The organism is Nonomuraea recticatena (genome assembly GCF_039533245.1).
In the GTDB taxonomy this organism is placed as follows: domain Bacteria; phylum Actinomycetota; class Actinomycetes; order Streptosporangiales; family Streptosporangiaceae; genus Nonomuraea; species Nonomuraea roseola.
Genome location: NZ_BAAATE010000015.1, coordinates 178,700 through 192,538 on the forward strand (window position 1 = coordinate 178,700; position 13,839 = coordinate 192,538).

Below are 13,839 nucleotides of genomic sequence, written 5' to 3' on the forward strand. Positions count from 1 at the left end.
CGCAGGGCCGGGGTGCCTGCCGTACGAGGGGTCAGTGGGAGGGCTCCTCCCTCGCGTGGCGGGGCAGGAGGAAGGACAGGGCGCAGGTGAGGAGCAGCAGCCCGATCTCCACCGCCACCATCGCCTGCATGGCCTCGCCGAAGCTCCACCGGCTGGTGAGCAGGTGGAAGAAGAGGGTGCCGAGCAGGGCCGCGCCGAGCGCGCCGCCCAGCTGCTGGATGGCGGTGAGCGTGCCGGAGGCAGAGCCCGACTCGTGCGGTTCGACGCCCGCCAGGACGATGTCGAAGAACGGCGCCATGGTCAGGCCCATCCCGATGCCGACCAGGGCGAGCCCCGGAGCCAGCTGCCAGGCGTCGATGTCGAGCCCGGCCAGGTGGATGGTCAGGCCGAGCACGCCCGCGCCCGCCGCCATGACGAGCGTGCCGAGCTGCAGAAGGGTACGGCCGAGCTTGGTGACCAGCGCCATGGCGATGCCGAATCCGACCACGCCGCCGACCGCCTGGGGAAGGCTGGCCAGTCCTGCCTTGAGGGGGCTGAAGTGCAGGCCCTCCTGGACGTAGAGCGTGAAGACCAGCGACAGCCCGATCATGCCGGTGAAGAAGGACAGCCCCGCGACGAGACCGCCGGTGAAGGCCCGCTTGCGGAACAGACCGGGAGTGACGAGCGGGTCCTTGCCGGAACGCTGGCGGCGCGCCTCGTAGGCGCCGAACAGCGCGAACATCACGACGGAGCCCGCCATGCAGGCGAAGGTCCAGGCCGGCCAGCCTGCCTCCTGGCCCTGGATGAGCGGGAAGATCAGCAGGAACGCGGCGGCGGAGACCAGGACCATGCCGCCGAGGTCGAGCCTGGTGGCGTTCGAGAGGCGGAACTCCGGCAGGAACCTCAGCGCGGCGAGCACGGCGGCGATGCCGATCGGCAGGTTGATCAGGAAGATCATGCGCCAGCCGGTGCCGAACAGGTCGGCGTCGACCAGCCAGCCCGCCAGCACGGGGCCGCCGACAGAAGAGATGGTCATGACGGGCCCGAACAGGCCGAACGCCTTGCCGATCTCCTCAGGAGGGAACATCTCCCTGATCAGGCCGAGGCCCTGAGGGATCATGACGGCGCCGAACAGGCCCTGCAGCACCCGTGAGCCGATCAGCATCTCGGGGCTCACGGACACGCCGCACAGCAGCGAGGCGACGGTGAAGCCGAGCGCGCCGATCACGAACATGCGCTTGCGGCCGTAGAGGTCGCCCAGCCGGCCTCCGGTGATGAGGCCGACCGCCATCGCGAGCGTGTAGCCGGAGACGAGCCACTGGATCAGGCCGGCCGAGCCGCCGATCTCCCTCTGGATGGTGGGGGCGGCGATCTGGGTGACCATCGCGTCGATCAGATCCATCACCTCGGCCGCGAGGATGACGAAGAGGGCGGGCCAGCGCCACCGGTAGGCGGTGGCACGCTCGAGCGTGGCGGTCATGGGGGATCTCCTCGGGGGAACGTCGTTCTTAGGGCGAACACTGTTCGTTCGCAGACACCGTTCTATTAACGAACGGCGTTCGTGTCAAGTACATTGTTCGTATGGATCCAGTGCCCGCGCCTCCGTGGCGAAAGACCCGTCGTGCCAGGCCGGTGAAGCCGCAGCTCACCCAGGAGCTCATCGTGCAGACCGGTCTGCGGATCGTGGATCAGGAGGGCCTCGACGCGCTGAGCATGCGCAGGGTCGCCCAGGAGCTCGACACGGGCCCCGCCTCCCTCTACGCGCACGTCGCCAACAAGGACGAGCTGCTGGAGCTGATCTACGAGCGGGTTCTCGAGGAGATCGAGCTGCCCGCGCCCGAGCCCGGACGCTGGGCCGAGCAGCTGCGCGAGGCGGTGTTCGCGCAGCACGCGGTGTTCAGCCGCCACGCCGACGTCGCCAGGGTATCCCTGGCCAACATCCCGACGGGCCCGAACGCCCTGCGCCTGGCCGAGGGGATGATGGCCATCATGGTCGAGGGAGGGGTGCCGCCGAGGGCCGCCGCCATCGCCATCGACCGCATCGGCCAGCTGGTCGCGGCCGACGCGCACGAGGGCTCGCTCTACCGCGGCATGCAGCGCGCCAGCGGCATGGAGTCGGAGGAGTTCGTCGCCGAGCACTTCAGGCAGATCGAGGAGTACATGCGCAGCCTGCCCGCCGACCGCTTTCCCTACCTGGCTCGCTACGCCGAGGAGATGGTGAAGCCGAGCGGGGAGGAGAGGTTCGCGTTCGGTCTCGACCTGATGATCGCCGGGCTGGCGGCGCAGGTGCCGTCCGCCGAATGACCTAGGACCGCCGCCCGATGTGCTGACCTGGGGTTCGGCCGTACGTTCGCTGCATGACCGCGACTGTTGAGACCGCACCCCCTGTCAGTGTGATGTCCGCCAAGTACCGCTCGCTGAGCTCGGGCCTGGTCGCCCTTGTCATGCTGGTGGCGTTCGAGGCGATGGCGGTGGCCACGGCCATGCCGGTCGTCGCCAGAGAGCTCGACGGCATGCACCTGTACAACCTGGCCTTCAGCGCCACCCTGGCCGCCAGTGTGATCGCCACCGTGCTGGGCGGCAGATGGAGCGACGTCAAGGGGCCCCTGCCGCCCATCGCGGTCGGAGTGGTCACCTTCGTCGCGGGACTGCTGCTCGCCGGTTTCGCCCCCACGATGGAGGTCTTCGTCGGCGGCCGCTTCGTTCAGGGTCTCGGCGCGGGCCTGATCCAGGTCTCCCTGTACGTCCTGGTCGCCAGGGCCTACCCGCAGGCGATGCATCCGAAGGTCTTCGCGCTGTTCTCGGCGGCCTGGGTGGTGCCGTCCATGGTGGGTCCCGCGATCGCCGGCCTGGTGGTGGAGAACATCGACTGGCGCTGGGTCTTCCTCGGCGTGGCCCTGATCGTCGTCCCCTCCGCCCTGCTGCTCTGGCGCGGTACGGCCGGCCAGCGCCTCGACACCGGCAGCGCCCAGCCCGCTCCCGGCCTGGGCGGCAAGCTGGTGTGGGCCACCCTGACCGCCGTGGCCGCCGCCCTGATCCAGTACGGCAGCGCGCTGGCCCTGGCCGGGATCCCGCTGCTGGTCGCCGGCGTCGTGCTGCTGGCCGTGGCGCTGCCCAAGCTGCTGATGCCCGGCTCCCTGAGGGCCGCCCGCGGCCTGCCGTCCGCTCCTGTGCTGCGTGGCCTGGCCTTCGGCTCACTGACCGCCTCGCAGGTGCTGATCCCGCTCATGCTGATCAGCGAGCGCGGCCTGTCGCCGACCGGGGCGGGCATCGTGCTGACCGTCGGCGCGCTCGGCTGGTCCACCGGCTCGTGGTTCAAGGGCAGGGGCACGATCGGCAACCTGACCGCCATGCGCGGCGGCGCCTTCCTCATCGCCCTCGGCACCGCGCTCATCGCGCTCGTGCTGATCGACGCGGTGCCCATCGCTCTGGCCTACATCGCCATGGCGATCTCCGGCTTCGGCATCGGCGCCCTGCACCCCACGGTCTCCGTGCTGGTGCTGGAGATGTCCAGGCAGGGCGAGGAGGGGCAGAACAGCGCCGCCGTCGGGGTGGGCGAGTCCGTCTTCACCGTCGGCGCCGTCGCCGGCACCGGAGCGCTTTTCACCGCCTCGGGCGAAATGTATCTCGTTGGGTTCGGATTCACTTTTGTCCTGGCCATCCTGGCCGCGCTGATCGCGCCCCGTTTTGCGCACTCCGCTCCTACGGGCACCATGGAAGGAGTCCGTTCTTAGGGGGGAACATGCCGCGAGTGCGGGAGCTCGAGGTCTTCCGGCTGGTCCTGCCGTACGGCAGGCGGCCGGAGACCCTGCTCGTCCGGCTCACCGACCACGGCGGAATGAGCGGATGGGGCGAGCTCGTCTCGCCCGAACCGAAGCTGTGGAGCGCGCTGGAGGAAGGGCTGGCCGCCCAGCTGATCGGCGTCGACTGGGAGCACCCCGACCAGGTGCCTGGCGGGGGCAGCGCGGTCGACATGGCCCTCTGGGACCTGTGGACCAGGATGCGCGGCGTCCCCCTCTCCCACGCGCTGGGCGGCGCAGGCACCTCGCTGATGGCCACCGTCAGGCTGGGGCTCGACCCCTCGACCGAAAGCATGGTCGCCAGGGTCAACCAGCAGGTCTGCGGGGGCTACGCGCACGTCACGCTGGACGTGCGGCCCGGCTGGGACGTCGAGCCCGTGCGCGCCGTACGGCAGGCCTACCCGGCGCTGAGCCTCGCCGTCGACTGCGGCGGCGCCTACACCTCGCCCGAGCAACTGGTGGCCCTCGACGAGTACGGCCTCGAGGTGATCGAGCGCCCGTTCGGCATCGACGACGCCTACGCCCACGCCGACCTCCAGGACAGGGTGCGCGCCTCGGTCGCCGTGGAGCCCCGCTCGACCGCCGAGCTCGACGACTACCTCACCCTGCGCGCGGCGAAGGTGCTGCTCCTGAGGCCCGCCGCGCTGCCGTCCCTGAGCGACGCCAGGCGCGCGCACGACAGAGCGGTGGCCGCGGGCTGGGACATCCAGTGCGCGGGCGGGCAGGGCGCGGGGCTGTCCAGGGCGGCGGCGGTCGCGGTGGCCAGCCTGCCGGGCTGCACGCTGCCGTGCGACGTGACGCAGCCGCCCCGCAACGCGCAGATCGTGACCCCCGCCGTGGGCGCCTCGGGCGGGGTGGTGGCCGTTCCGCTCACCCAGCCGGGCCTCGGCCACACGATCGACGAGGAGCGCGTGCGCAGGATGGCGAAGGACACCTTCCGCGCCTGACCCGCCGGCTACAGCCGGACGATCATCTTCCCCGTGTTCTCGCCCCGCAGCATCCCGAGGAAGGCCTCGGGCGCGTTCTCCAGGCCGTCCACGATCGTCTCCTCGTACGACAGCCTGCCCTCACGCAGCCATCCGCCGACCTCGTCCACCATGGCGGGCATCCGGTCGGCGTGGTCGCTGGCGATGAAGCCGCGCAGCGTCAGCCGCTTGCCGATCGCGAGCGCGAGGTTGCGCGGCGCGGGCGTCGGCTCGGTGCTGTTGTAGACGGCGATCGCCCCGCACATCGCCACCCTGCCGAAAGTGCGCAGCGACCCGATGGCCGCCTCGAGGTGGTCGGCGCCGACGTTGTCGAAGTAGACGTCGATCCCGTCGGGAGCGGCCTTCTTCAGCTGCTCGGCCACGGGCGCGTCCTTGTAGTTGAACGCCGCGTCGTAACCGATCCCGCGCAGGTACTCCACCTTCTCCGCCGAGCCCGCGCTGCCGACGACGAGTGAGGCGCCCTTCAGCTTGGCGATCTGGCCGACGATGCTCCCGACCGCTCCCGCGGCTCCTGAGACGAAGACGGCGTCGCCCTCCTTGAAGGAGGCCACGTCCAGCAGGCCCGCGTAGGCGGTGAGCGACGTCATGCCGAGCACGGCCAGGAAGGCCGAGTTGGACAGGCCCTCGACGGGGGTGAGCCTGCGCGCCCGCGCGGCGTCGAGCACGGCCTCGTCACGCCAGCCGAGGCCGTGCAGGACCAGGTCTCCCTCGGCCAGGTCTGCCGAGCGCGACTCCACGACCACGCCGACCGCGCCGCCGTCGAGGGGCCGGCCGAGCTGGAAGGGCGGGATGTAGGACGGGACGTCGTTCATCCGCCCCCGCATGTAGGGGTCGACGGACATGAACTGGTTGCGGACCCTGACCTGGCCCTCCTCCAGCGGCTGCGAGCCGACCTCTACCAGGTCGAAGTTGTCGGCGGTCGGCCACCCCGAGGGCCTGGAGGCGAGGTTGATCTGTCGCGGCATAGTTGACTCCCCTAAAAGATTGATGCACATCAACTATACTCGAAGGCATGAGCGAGACACGGGAGGTCGTGGCCCTGTTCGCCGAGGTGGCGGCCAGGTACAACGAGGGCTACGAGGCGGCGGCGGCCGCCAGACGGCTGACCGCCCTGCAGGCCAAGGCTCTCGTGCTCCTGGCGCGCGAGCCGCTGCCGATGCGGCGCATGGCCGAGGTGTTCCGCTGCGATCCCTCCAACGTCACCGGCATCGTCGACCGGCTGGAGCGGCGCGGTCTGGTCAGCCGCGAACCCGGCGCGGCCGACCGGCGGGTGAAGAACGTCACGCTGACCCCGGCGGGTCTGGGCGTGGCGGAGGAGCTGAAGGGCGTGCTGGGGTTCGCGGGCGAGCCGCTGGCCGCGCTGAGCGAGGCCGAGCGGGAGCAGCTCAGGGACCTGCTGCTGCGGATGCTCGGCCGCTAGCGCCGGCCCACGCGGGTTCGCGCGGGTTCACGCGGGCCGGGACGTCACCCGGCCGGGTGACGTCCCGGCCGGGTGACGGGGGTGAGGTCCAGGACCGGCGGGAGGGGCGCTAGCGGGAGAGGCGAAGGTCGGCGACGACGGCGGCGTGGTCGGAGTAGAACGTGCCGGGGCCATGGCGGCGCATCCGCTGGTCGACGACCTGGGCGCCCTCGACGGCGACCGGGCCCCTGGCGAAGATCATGTCGATGCGCTGCGGGGTGATGAGCCGCTCGGTCGGCAGCGGCGACCAGGTCCTGCCCTCCACCACGCCCGCGTCGGGGTGCGCGGCGCGGAAGGTGTCGACGAACCCGGCGTCGGTGACGACCTTCGTCGCGGTGAGCGGGTAGCTCGTGCCGAGATGGTTGGGGGCCGCCGCCCAGGTGGCGCTCCAGTCCTCGGCGGGCACGGTGTTGAGGTCGCCGCCGATCACGAGGGGATCGGTGTTGCCCGCGAGCATGGCGGGCAGATGCCGGTCGACGACCTCCCTGAGCTGAGCGGTCTGGCGCTGGTCGGCGGCCACGACCTGCTCGGCGGTGTGCCGGGGGGTGAGCCCCGCCCTGACGCCCGCGGCGTTCTCGTCGATGAGGTAGCCGACCCACGGGTCGGTGTAGTTGATCCAGGTGACGAAGGCGTTCAGCTCCTGCCCGTCGGCCAGCCGTACGCGGATGCCGCCGAGATTGAAGTCGGTGATGTGCGTGCCGCCCGCGGGCTTGGGATAGACGTGGGCGATGGGCAGATGGGTGAAGATCCACAGGTTGTCCTTGCCCGCGGGCCTGTCGGTGATCTGCACGCCGGTGTACCTGCCGTGGCCGGCGCCGCGCGACAGCGCCTCGCGGATCGCCTCGCCCGAGCCGTAGGTCTCGACCGCGAGGTAGATGTCCGGCCGCAGCTCCACGAGCTGGTCGAGCACGTGCGGCAGGTTGCCCGCCCCGAGGCCGTGGCCGCCCTTGTAGATGTTCCACGTCACCACCCGCACCGATGCGGCCGGGCGGCCGGCCGCATCGAAGGTGGCGGAGGTGGTGGCGGCGGCGGTGGCGGGCAGCAAGCCGGCGCCGGCGGCCACCGTGGCGGCGGCCGCACTGGTGCGGAACAGGTCGCGACGTGAGAAGGGGGACATGGCTTTCTCCTTCAGGGGGTGGTGCGGCCTCGCCAGTGAGGGCCGCCGCGACCATATAGTGCTCATTTCTGCTCAGTCAATCGGACATATGAACATCTGTGCTCACTTGTCGGGCCCGTCGCCGGACGCGCGTTTGAATCCTCCGAGGTGGGCGATGCTGACCATGGGGGAGATGTGCAGGGGTGACAGCACTGACGCAGGAGACGGTCGCCGCGCTGCCTGAGACCGTGGCGGTGCCGTCCTACGACCGCTCCAGGCTCACGGCCGGCATCGTGCACATCGGCGTGGGCGGGTTCCACCGCGCCCACCAGGCGATGTACCTCGACCGGCTGATGAACGAGGGCAAGGCGCACGACTGGGCGATCTGCGGTGTCGGCCTCCTGCCCGGCGACGCGCGGATGCGGGACGCGCTGACCGCTCAGGACGGCCTCTACACCCTCGTGCTGAAGCACCCCGACGGAACCCGTGAGGCCCGCGTCATCGGCTCGATCATCGACTACCTCTTCGCCCCCGACGACCCCGAAGCGGTCATCGAGAAGATGACCGATCCCTCGGTGCGCATCGTCTCTCTGACCGTCACCGAGGGCGGCTACAACATCCATCCGGTCACGGGGGCCTTCGACGCGCAGGCCCCCGCGATCCGCGCCGACCTGGAGCCCGGCGCGATCCCCACCACGGTGTTCGGGCTGGTGACCGAGGCCCTGCGGCGCCGCAGGGCCCGCGGACTCGTCCCTTTCACCGTGATGTCGTGCGACAACATCCAGGGGAACGGGGAGGTCGCGCGCCACTCCTTCACGGCGTTCGCCCGGCTGGTCGACGACGGGCTCGCCGACTGGATCGAGGCCGCCGTCGCCTTCCCCAACTCCATGGTCGACCGCATCACCCCCGTCACCACCGACGAGGACCGAGAAGCGGTGGCCGAGCTGTTCGGCATCCTGGACGCCTGGCCCGTCACCTGCGAGCCCTTCACGCAGTGGGTGCTGGAAAACGACTTCTCCCGCGGGCGCCCTCCGTTCGAGGAGGCCGGGGTCCAGGTCGTCGGGGACGTGGAGCCGTACGAGCTGATGAAGCTGCGCCTGCTCAACGCCGGACACCAGGCGCTGTGCTACTTCGGGTACCTCGGCGGCCACCGGTACGTCCACGAGGCGGCCACCGACCCCGCGCTGGCGAAGTTCCTGCTCGACTACATGGACCTCGAGGCCACCCCGACGCTCCGCCCTGTGCCGGGGGTGGACCTGGACGGCTACAAGCGGACCCTCGTCGAGAGGTTCTCCAACGCGGAGGTGCGCGACACGCTGGCACGGCTGTGCGCCGAGTCGTCGGACCGGATCCCGAAGTGGCTGCTTCCCGTGGTGCGCGAGCAACTGGCGCGTGGCGGCCCGGTGACCCGCGCGGCCGCCGTGGTGGCCAGCTGGGCCAGGTACGCGGAAGGGAGCGACGAGTCAGGCGAGCCGATCGTGGTCGTCGACCGGCTGGGGGACCGGCTCATGGCGGCCGCGAAGGCGCAGCGCCAACGGCCCACGGCCTTCATCGAGGACAGGGAGCTGTTCGGCGACCTCGCCGACGACGAGCGGTTCGTCGCGCCGTACCTGCGCGCGCTCGAATCGCTGCACGCCGAGGGCGCCCGCGCTACGGTGCGGTGGCTGGCGGGCTGAGCCGGCCGGCGGTCGCGTAGCGGGCGTACTGCCGCCTGATGACCGGCTGGTGGTCGGGCGCGGGTTCGGCGGCGATGGACACCGGCCAGCGCGGCCGATCACCGGTGAGCGCCCATGCCGCCTGGACCGCGGCTCCGTCGGCGACGTACTCGCCGGGTTGGGGAACGGCGATGGGCGGCTCGAACGTCTGCGCCGCGATCCGCTGCACGGCGGCGTTCTGGGCGGCCCCGCCGATCAGCAGCACGCGCTCGCTCGCGACCCCCTGGCCGCGGACGGCTTCGAGGCCGTCGGCCAGGCCGCACAGCATGCCCTCGATCGCGGCGCGCGCCAGCGCCGGCCGGGTGGTGGCGGCGAGCGTCATCCCGAAGAGGGTCGCCGTGGCGTCGGGCAGGTCGGGCGTGCGCTCCCCTTCGAAATACGGCTGGAGCACCAGGCCGTGCGCGCCAGGAGGGGCTTCGAGCGCGAGCCCGCCGAGCCCGTCGTGATCGACGTCGAGCAGGCCCGCGACGGCGTCGAGCACGCGGGCCGCGTTCAGGGTCGCGATGAGCGGCAGGAACGATCCGCTCGCGTCGGCGAATCCGGCGACGGTGCCGCTCTCGTCGCACGTCGGACGGTCGGTCACCGCGAAGACGGTGCCGCTGGTGCCGATGGAGACGACGACGTCGCCGCCGGAGGCGCCGAGGCCGAGCGCTCCCGCCGCGTTGTCGCCCGCGCCGGGGCCGAGGACGGTCGAGGCTCCGGCGACGGTGCCCGCGCGCTCGGCGGGCCCGAGCACCCTGGGAACGATCGCCGAGTGTCCCAGGGCCAGCTCGAGCAACTCGAGATCGTAGTCGCCGGTGAACAAGTTCCAGTAGGCCGTCCCGCTCGCCTCGGACCTGTCGGTCACGAGCGCGTCGAGATCGGGCCCGAGCGGGGCCGAACCGGCCGGGCCGTACCCGCGCAGCCGCCAGGTCAGCCAGTCGTGCGGCAGCGCGACGGCGGCGACCCTCGCGGCGTTGCCCGGCTCGTGATCGCGCAGCCAGCGCAGCTTGCCGGCGGTGAAGGAGGCCACGGGAACGGTGCCGGTCCTCCTGGCGTAGGCGCCGGCGCCGACTTCGGCGGCCAGGTCGCGGGCCGCGGCGGCCGACCGCGTGTCGTTCCAGAGCAGGGCGGGCCTGATGACGTGGCCGTCGCGGTCGAGGGCGATGAGGCCGTGCTGCTGCCCTGCGATCGCGAGCGCCGCGACGTCGTCGATGCCGCCCGCGTCGGCGATCGCCGCCCGCATGGCCTCCCACCAGAGCGCGGGGTCCACCTCGGTGCCCTGGGGATGGCCCGCCCTGCCCGATCGGACGACCCTGCCGGTGGCGACTTCCCGTATCACGACCTTGCAGTTCTGGGTCGATGAATCGACGCCTGCGACCAGTGTCATCACGCGCCCCGAGTGTACGGCGGCGGTCATAGGAGCGCCGCTGACCAGCAAGAACAAAATTATCATATTGAATTCGAGAAAATATCACATATGCGTTTACATTGATATTTAAAAGAGAAAGCCTGTTTTCATTGCTATTACCCGCTGCGGTAGCCGGGGGTGCAGTGGACAGTGGACCAGCCCAGTAGACGCGACGTCCTCAGAGGCGCCCTGGCCGCAGGGGCCGCGCTGACGCTGGGCGGCGGTGTGACCGCCTGCGGGGCCCGCGGCGACGCGCCGCGAAGCGCCGGCGGCGACCAGTGGCGCCAGTACCAGGGCACCACCTTGAACTTCATCTCGGAGAACACCGCGCCCACCGCGGCCATCGCCGCCGACATCCGCCCCTTCACCGACCTGACCGGGATCGACGTCAGGATCGTGACGCTCGAGCTGACCGCGCTGGTCCAGCGGGTCGCACTCGATCTGGCCTCGGGCCGGGCCCAGTACCAGGTGATCTACGCCGACCCCTACCAGGTGCTCGCGCCGTACCAGCGCGGGCTGGTGGACCTGCGGACGCTGCAGGCCGACGCGAACCTGCCCGACCTGCCGGGCGGCGTCGAGGACTTCATCCCCGCCCAGCTGGACGCCGCGGGCCGGTTCGTCGACGCGGGACCGGTCTACGCCCTGCCGTACGACGCGCCGACGATGATCTGGCAGTACCGGCGCGACCTGTTCGACAAGTACCGCGGCCGCATGGCCGCAGACCTCGGCTTCGATCCTGCCCCCGGCGGTGACAGGACGTGGGAGGAGTACTTCCGCATGGCCGAGTGGTTCAACAAGAACGCCACCTCGGACGTCAGGTACGGCACCGGCCACCAGGCCCGTCAGCACGACTCCTTGATGAACGACTTCAGCAACGTGCTGTGGTCCTACGGCGGGACCTACTTCGACAACGGCAAGGAGGTCGGGCGGCTGGGGGCGCGCGATCCCGGCCCATGCCGCCTCGACGCCGACGCCGCGATCGCGGGCGCGGCGTTCTACCAGCGCCTGCTCGGCATCGCCGACCCCGCCTCGAAGACGTGGGACTGGGACGGCGTCGGCGCCGCCTTCCGCGCGGGACGGCTCGCGATGTGCCCCAACTGGCACGAGTTCGCGGCCAGCAACGAGCAGGTGCTGCCGGGAAAGGTCGGCTACGCGGCGCTGCCGAAGGGCCCCGCGGGCACGGCGAACATGTACGGCGGCACGGGCGTGGCGATCAGCGCGAACACGCTGCCCAACGAGCGCGGCGCGGCCTGGCTGTTCCTGGTGTGGGCCACCTCGCCGCAGACCCAGCTCGCCAATCTCAAGAGCAAGGCGGGCGGGGGCACCCCGACGCGCACCTCCGTCTACGAACTGCCCGAGGTGCGCGCGGCCGAGCAGCGGCCCTCGCAGATGCCCAACATGCTCACGGCCGCCGCCGTACGGCAGGCCTGGCAGGCCGACCGCATCGGCCTGCGACCCAAGATCCCGATGTGGAACGAGTGCAACACCGCCATCTTCACCCAGCTGTCCCGCATGCTCACCGGCGGAGCGTCGCCGGAGGAGGCGATGCGGTCGATCAAGTCGCGGGTGGACCAGATCGTGGCGCGAGGGTGGGTGGCCTAGATGGCGCACCGAGCGGCCTCCTCACCGGTGCTCGGCCAGGCCGCCAGGCCCGCGACGCGCGGCGCCCCCGAGCAGCCGCGGATCGGCTTCGAGGGCAGGATGATGACGCCTGGCCTGATCCTGCTGGCCGCGCTGTCCATCGTGCCCTTCCTCGCGCTGATCGCGATGAGCTTCTCCCGCGTCAGGCTGCTGGGCGGCGTGGCGCTCGACGTGGTGGGCCTCACCAACTGGGTGCGCTTCTTCACCGACGCCGACATGTGGATGTCATGGCTTCGCACGATCGTCTACTTCGTGCTCACCGTGGGGCTCGAGATGGTCCTGGGCATCGGGATCGCGCTGTGCCTGTACCGGGTGCTGCGCGGTCGCAACATCCTGCTCGGCCTGCTGTTGCTGCCCATGTTCGCCGCGCCCTCGATCGTGGGTCTGCTGGGCCGCTACCTCACCGACTCGACCTTCGGCCTGTACGCCTGGGTGCTGCGCTCGCTCGGCTACGGCGGCGACATCCTCGGCAGCCCGGCCAGCGCCTTCGCGGCGGTCGTGCTGATGGACGTGTGGGAGTGGACGCCGCTGATCGCGCTGATCACGCTCGCGGGCCTGTCGAGCGTGCCGCAGTCGGTGCGGGAGGCGGCCGCCGTCGACGGGGCCAGGGGATGGATGACGCTGCGCTACATCCTCTTCCCCGCGATCTCGAACGTGCTGCTCGTCGCGCTGCTCATCCGTTCGATGGACGCCATCCGCTACTTCGACATCATCTGGGTCACCACCGGAGGCGGGCCCGCCGACGCGACCAAGATCGTCCCTGTCCGGCTGTACGAGACGGCGTTCCGCTTCTTCGACCTCGGCTACGCCGCGGCGATCGGCCTGGCGATGCTGGCCTTCTCGATCATCATCGCCCGCACCTTCGTCCGGCTGCTGGACGTGAGGGGGCTGACCCGATGAGCACCGTCACCGCCGCGCGGAAGGCGCCACAGTCCCCGCTCGAGGCCACCAGCCGTCGCTCGCGCTGGCTCGTGGTGCTCCTGCTCGTCCTGGCGCTGCTCTGGACGCTGGTCCCGCTGCTGTGGATGCTGCTGTCGTCGTTCAAGAACCGCACGGACGTGACCGCCGCCACGCCCCAGATCCTGTTCGCGCCGACCCTGGACAACTACCGCAACCTGTTCTCGGGACCGAACAACCTCGGCCCCTACATCTGGCACAGCGTGCTCGCCGCCGGGATCTCCGCGCTGCTCGCGGTCTGCCTGGGCGCGCTGGCAGGCTACGGCCTTGCGCGGACCCAGATGCGCGGCAAGCGGCACCTGGCCTTCTGGATCATCTCGACCCGCATGGCGCCGATCGCGGCGGTCGTCGTCCCGCTGTTCCTCATCTTCCGCGGGCTCGGCCTGATCGACTCCATTCCAGGGCTGGTACTGGCCTACCTCACCTTCAACCTGCCGTTCGCCATCTGGCTGATGAGCGCGTTCTTCGCCGAGGTGCCGGCCTCGCTGGAGGAGTCGGCGCTGGTCGCCGGCTGCACCCGCTGGCAGGCCTTCTGGACGGTCGTCCTGCCGCTGACCAAGTCGGGGCTGGTCACCACCTTCATCCTGTGCCTCGTCTTCGCCTGGAACGACTACGCGTTCGCCGTGGTCTTCTCCGGGCCGAACTCCCAGACGCTGCCGATCGCCGCCTCCCAGCTGGTCACCCAGACGGGCGTCGACTGGGGCCAGCTCACGGCCATCGGCACGATCGTGGTCGTGCCGATGATGCTCGCCGGCCTGGCGGTACGCCGGTGGCTGGTCACCGGGCTCACCCTCGGCGCTGTCACCGGAGAGTAGG

At 70.9% G+C, this 13,839-nt stretch carries 12 protein-coding genes; 8 read left to right on the plus strand and 4 right to left on the minus strand.

The genetic code is table 11. The annotated features are described in order from the left end of the window. Positions 1-31: 31 nt before the first annotated feature. Positions 32-1,459 (minus strand): DHA2 family efflux MFS transporter permease subunit, encoded by a 1,428-nt coding sequence (locus ABFX50_RS27330; protein WP_346150186.1) that lies wholly within the window; start codon positions 1,457-1,459, stop codon positions 32-34. Between the two features lie 101 nt (positions 1,460-1,560). Here ABFX50_RS27330 and ABFX50_RS27335 point away from each other — a divergent pair, with 101 nt between their 5' ends. From ABFX50_RS27335 to ABFX50_RS27345, 3 genes are read left to right on the plus strand one after another with little or no spacing between them, the layout of a single operon-like run. Further along, positions 1,561-2,283, plus strand: coding sequence for a TetR/AcrR family transcriptional regulator C-terminal domain-containing protein (locus ABFX50_RS27335; RefSeq protein WP_346150187.1), 723 nt, complete (start codon positions 1,561-1,563; stop codon positions 2,281-2,283). Between the two features lie 53 nt (positions 2,284-2,336). Further along, positions 2,337-3,713, plus strand: a complete 1,377-nt coding sequence (locus ABFX50_RS27340) for an MFS transporter (RefSeq protein WP_346150188.1) — start codon at positions 2,337-2,339, stop codon at positions 3,711-3,713. An 8-nt stretch (positions 3,714-3,721) separates the two neighbouring features. Then, the gene (locus ABFX50_RS27345; RefSeq protein ID WP_183645859.1) at positions 3,722-4,726 is read left to right on the plus strand and encodes an enolase C-terminal domain-like protein; all 1,005 of its coding nucleotides are present in this window, start codon (positions 3,722-3,724) and stop codon (positions 4,724-4,726) included. A gap of 8 nt (positions 4,727-4,734) precedes the next feature. Here ABFX50_RS27345 and ABFX50_RS27350 read toward each other — a convergent pair whose 3' ends face one another. Next, entirely contained in the window at positions 4,735-5,730 is a 996-nt protein-coding gene (locus ABFX50_RS27350) for an NADP-dependent oxidoreductase (protein WP_346150189.1), read from the minus strand. A 47-nt stretch (positions 5,731-5,777) separates the two neighbouring features. Between ABFX50_RS27350 and ABFX50_RS27355 the strand changes: the two genes are divergently transcribed. Continuing rightward, a complete protein-coding gene (locus ABFX50_RS27355; RefSeq protein ID WP_346150190.1) occupies positions 5,778-6,185 on the plus strand; it encodes a MarR family winged helix-turn-helix transcriptional regulator in 408 nt (135 codons plus the stop codon). Between the two features lie 109 nt (positions 6,186-6,294). Here the strand turns inward: ABFX50_RS27355 and ABFX50_RS27360 are convergent, their stop codons facing one another. Then, positions 6,295-7,341, minus strand: coding sequence for an endonuclease/exonuclease/phosphatase family protein (locus tag ABFX50_RS27360; RefSeq protein ID WP_346150191.1), 1,047 nt, complete (start codon positions 7,339-7,341; stop codon positions 6,295-6,297). Positions 7,342-7,523: 182 nt separating this feature from the next. On the opposite strand from ABFX50_RS27360, the gene ABFX50_RS27365 reads away from it, so the two are divergent. Then, positions 7,524-8,996 carry a mannitol dehydrogenase family protein gene (locus tag ABFX50_RS27365; RefSeq protein ID WP_346150192.1) on the plus strand — a complete coding sequence of 491 codons (1,473 nt, stop codon included), beginning with the start codon at positions 7,524-7,526 and terminating at the stop codon, positions 8,994-8,996. Here ABFX50_RS27365 and ABFX50_RS27370 read toward each other — a convergent pair. After that, a complete protein-coding gene (locus ABFX50_RS27370) occupies positions 8,971-10,404 on the minus strand; it encodes a xylulokinase (RefSeq protein ID WP_346150221.1) in 1,434 nt (477 codons plus the stop codon). The two genes, ABFX50_RS27365 and ABFX50_RS27370, sit on opposite strands and share 26 nt — an antisense overlap. A 171-nt stretch (positions 10,405-10,575) precedes the next feature. On the opposite strand from ABFX50_RS27370, the gene ABFX50_RS27375 reads away from it, so the two are divergent. From ABFX50_RS27375 to ABFX50_RS27385, 3 genes are read left to right on the plus strand one after another with little or no spacing between them, the layout of a single operon-like run. Then, a complete protein-coding gene (locus ABFX50_RS27375; protein ID WP_346150193.1) occupies positions 10,576-12,027 on the plus strand; it encodes an extracellular solute-binding protein in 1,452 nt (483 codons plus the stop codon). Next, positions 12,028-12,966 (plus strand): carbohydrate ABC transporter permease, encoded by a 939-nt coding sequence (locus tag ABFX50_RS27380; protein WP_346150194.1) that lies wholly within the window; start codon positions 12,028-12,030, stop codon positions 12,964-12,966. It abuts the gene before it with no gap. Next, positions 12,963-13,838, plus strand: a complete 876-nt coding sequence (locus ABFX50_RS27385; RefSeq protein WP_346150195.1) for a carbohydrate ABC transporter permease — start codon at positions 12,963-12,965, stop codon at positions 13,836-13,838. The genes ABFX50_RS27380 and ABFX50_RS27385 overlap by 4 nt, the downstream gene beginning before the upstream one ends. The last annotated feature ends 1 nt before the right edge of the window (position 13,839 follow it).

Coding starts and splice junctions, on each gene's coding strand:
- ABFX50_RS27385 (WP_346150195.1), top strand. CDS start 12,963: ATGAGCACCGTCACCGCCGCGCGGAAGGCGCCACAGTCCCCGCTCGAG.
- ABFX50_RS27330 (WP_346150186.1), bottom strand. CDS start 1,459: ATGACCGCCACGCTCGAGCGTGCCACCGCCTACCGGTGGCGCTGGCCC.
- ABFX50_RS27380 (WP_346150194.1), top strand. CDS start 12,028: ATGGCGCACCGAGCGGCCTCCTCACCGGTGCTCGGCCAGGCCGCCAGG.
- ABFX50_RS27345 (WP_183645859.1), top strand. CDS start 3,722: ATGCCGCGAGTGCGGGAGCTCGAGGTCTTCCGGCTGGTCCTGCCGTAC.
- ABFX50_RS27340 (WP_346150188.1), top strand. CDS start 2,337: ATGACCGCGACTGTTGAGACCGCACCCCCTGTCAGTGTGATGTCCGCC.
- ABFX50_RS27360 (WP_346150191.1), bottom strand. CDS start 7,341: ATGTCCCCCTTCTCACGTCGCGACCTGTTCCGCACCAGTGCGGCCGCC.
- ABFX50_RS27350 (WP_346150189.1), bottom strand. CDS start 5,730: ATGCCGCGACAGATCAACCTCGCCTCCAGGCCCTCGGGGTGGCCGACC.
- ABFX50_RS27370 (WP_346150221.1), bottom strand. CDS start 10,404: ATGACACTGGTCGCAGGCGTCGATTCATCGACCCAGAACTGCAAGGTC.
- ABFX50_RS27335 (WP_346150187.1), top strand. CDS start 1,561: ATGGATCCAGTGCCCGCGCCTCCGTGGCGAAAGACCCGTCGTGCCAGG.
- ABFX50_RS27355 (WP_346150190.1), top strand. CDS start 5,778: ATGAGCGAGACACGGGAGGTCGTGGCCCTGTTCGCCGAGGTGGCGGCC.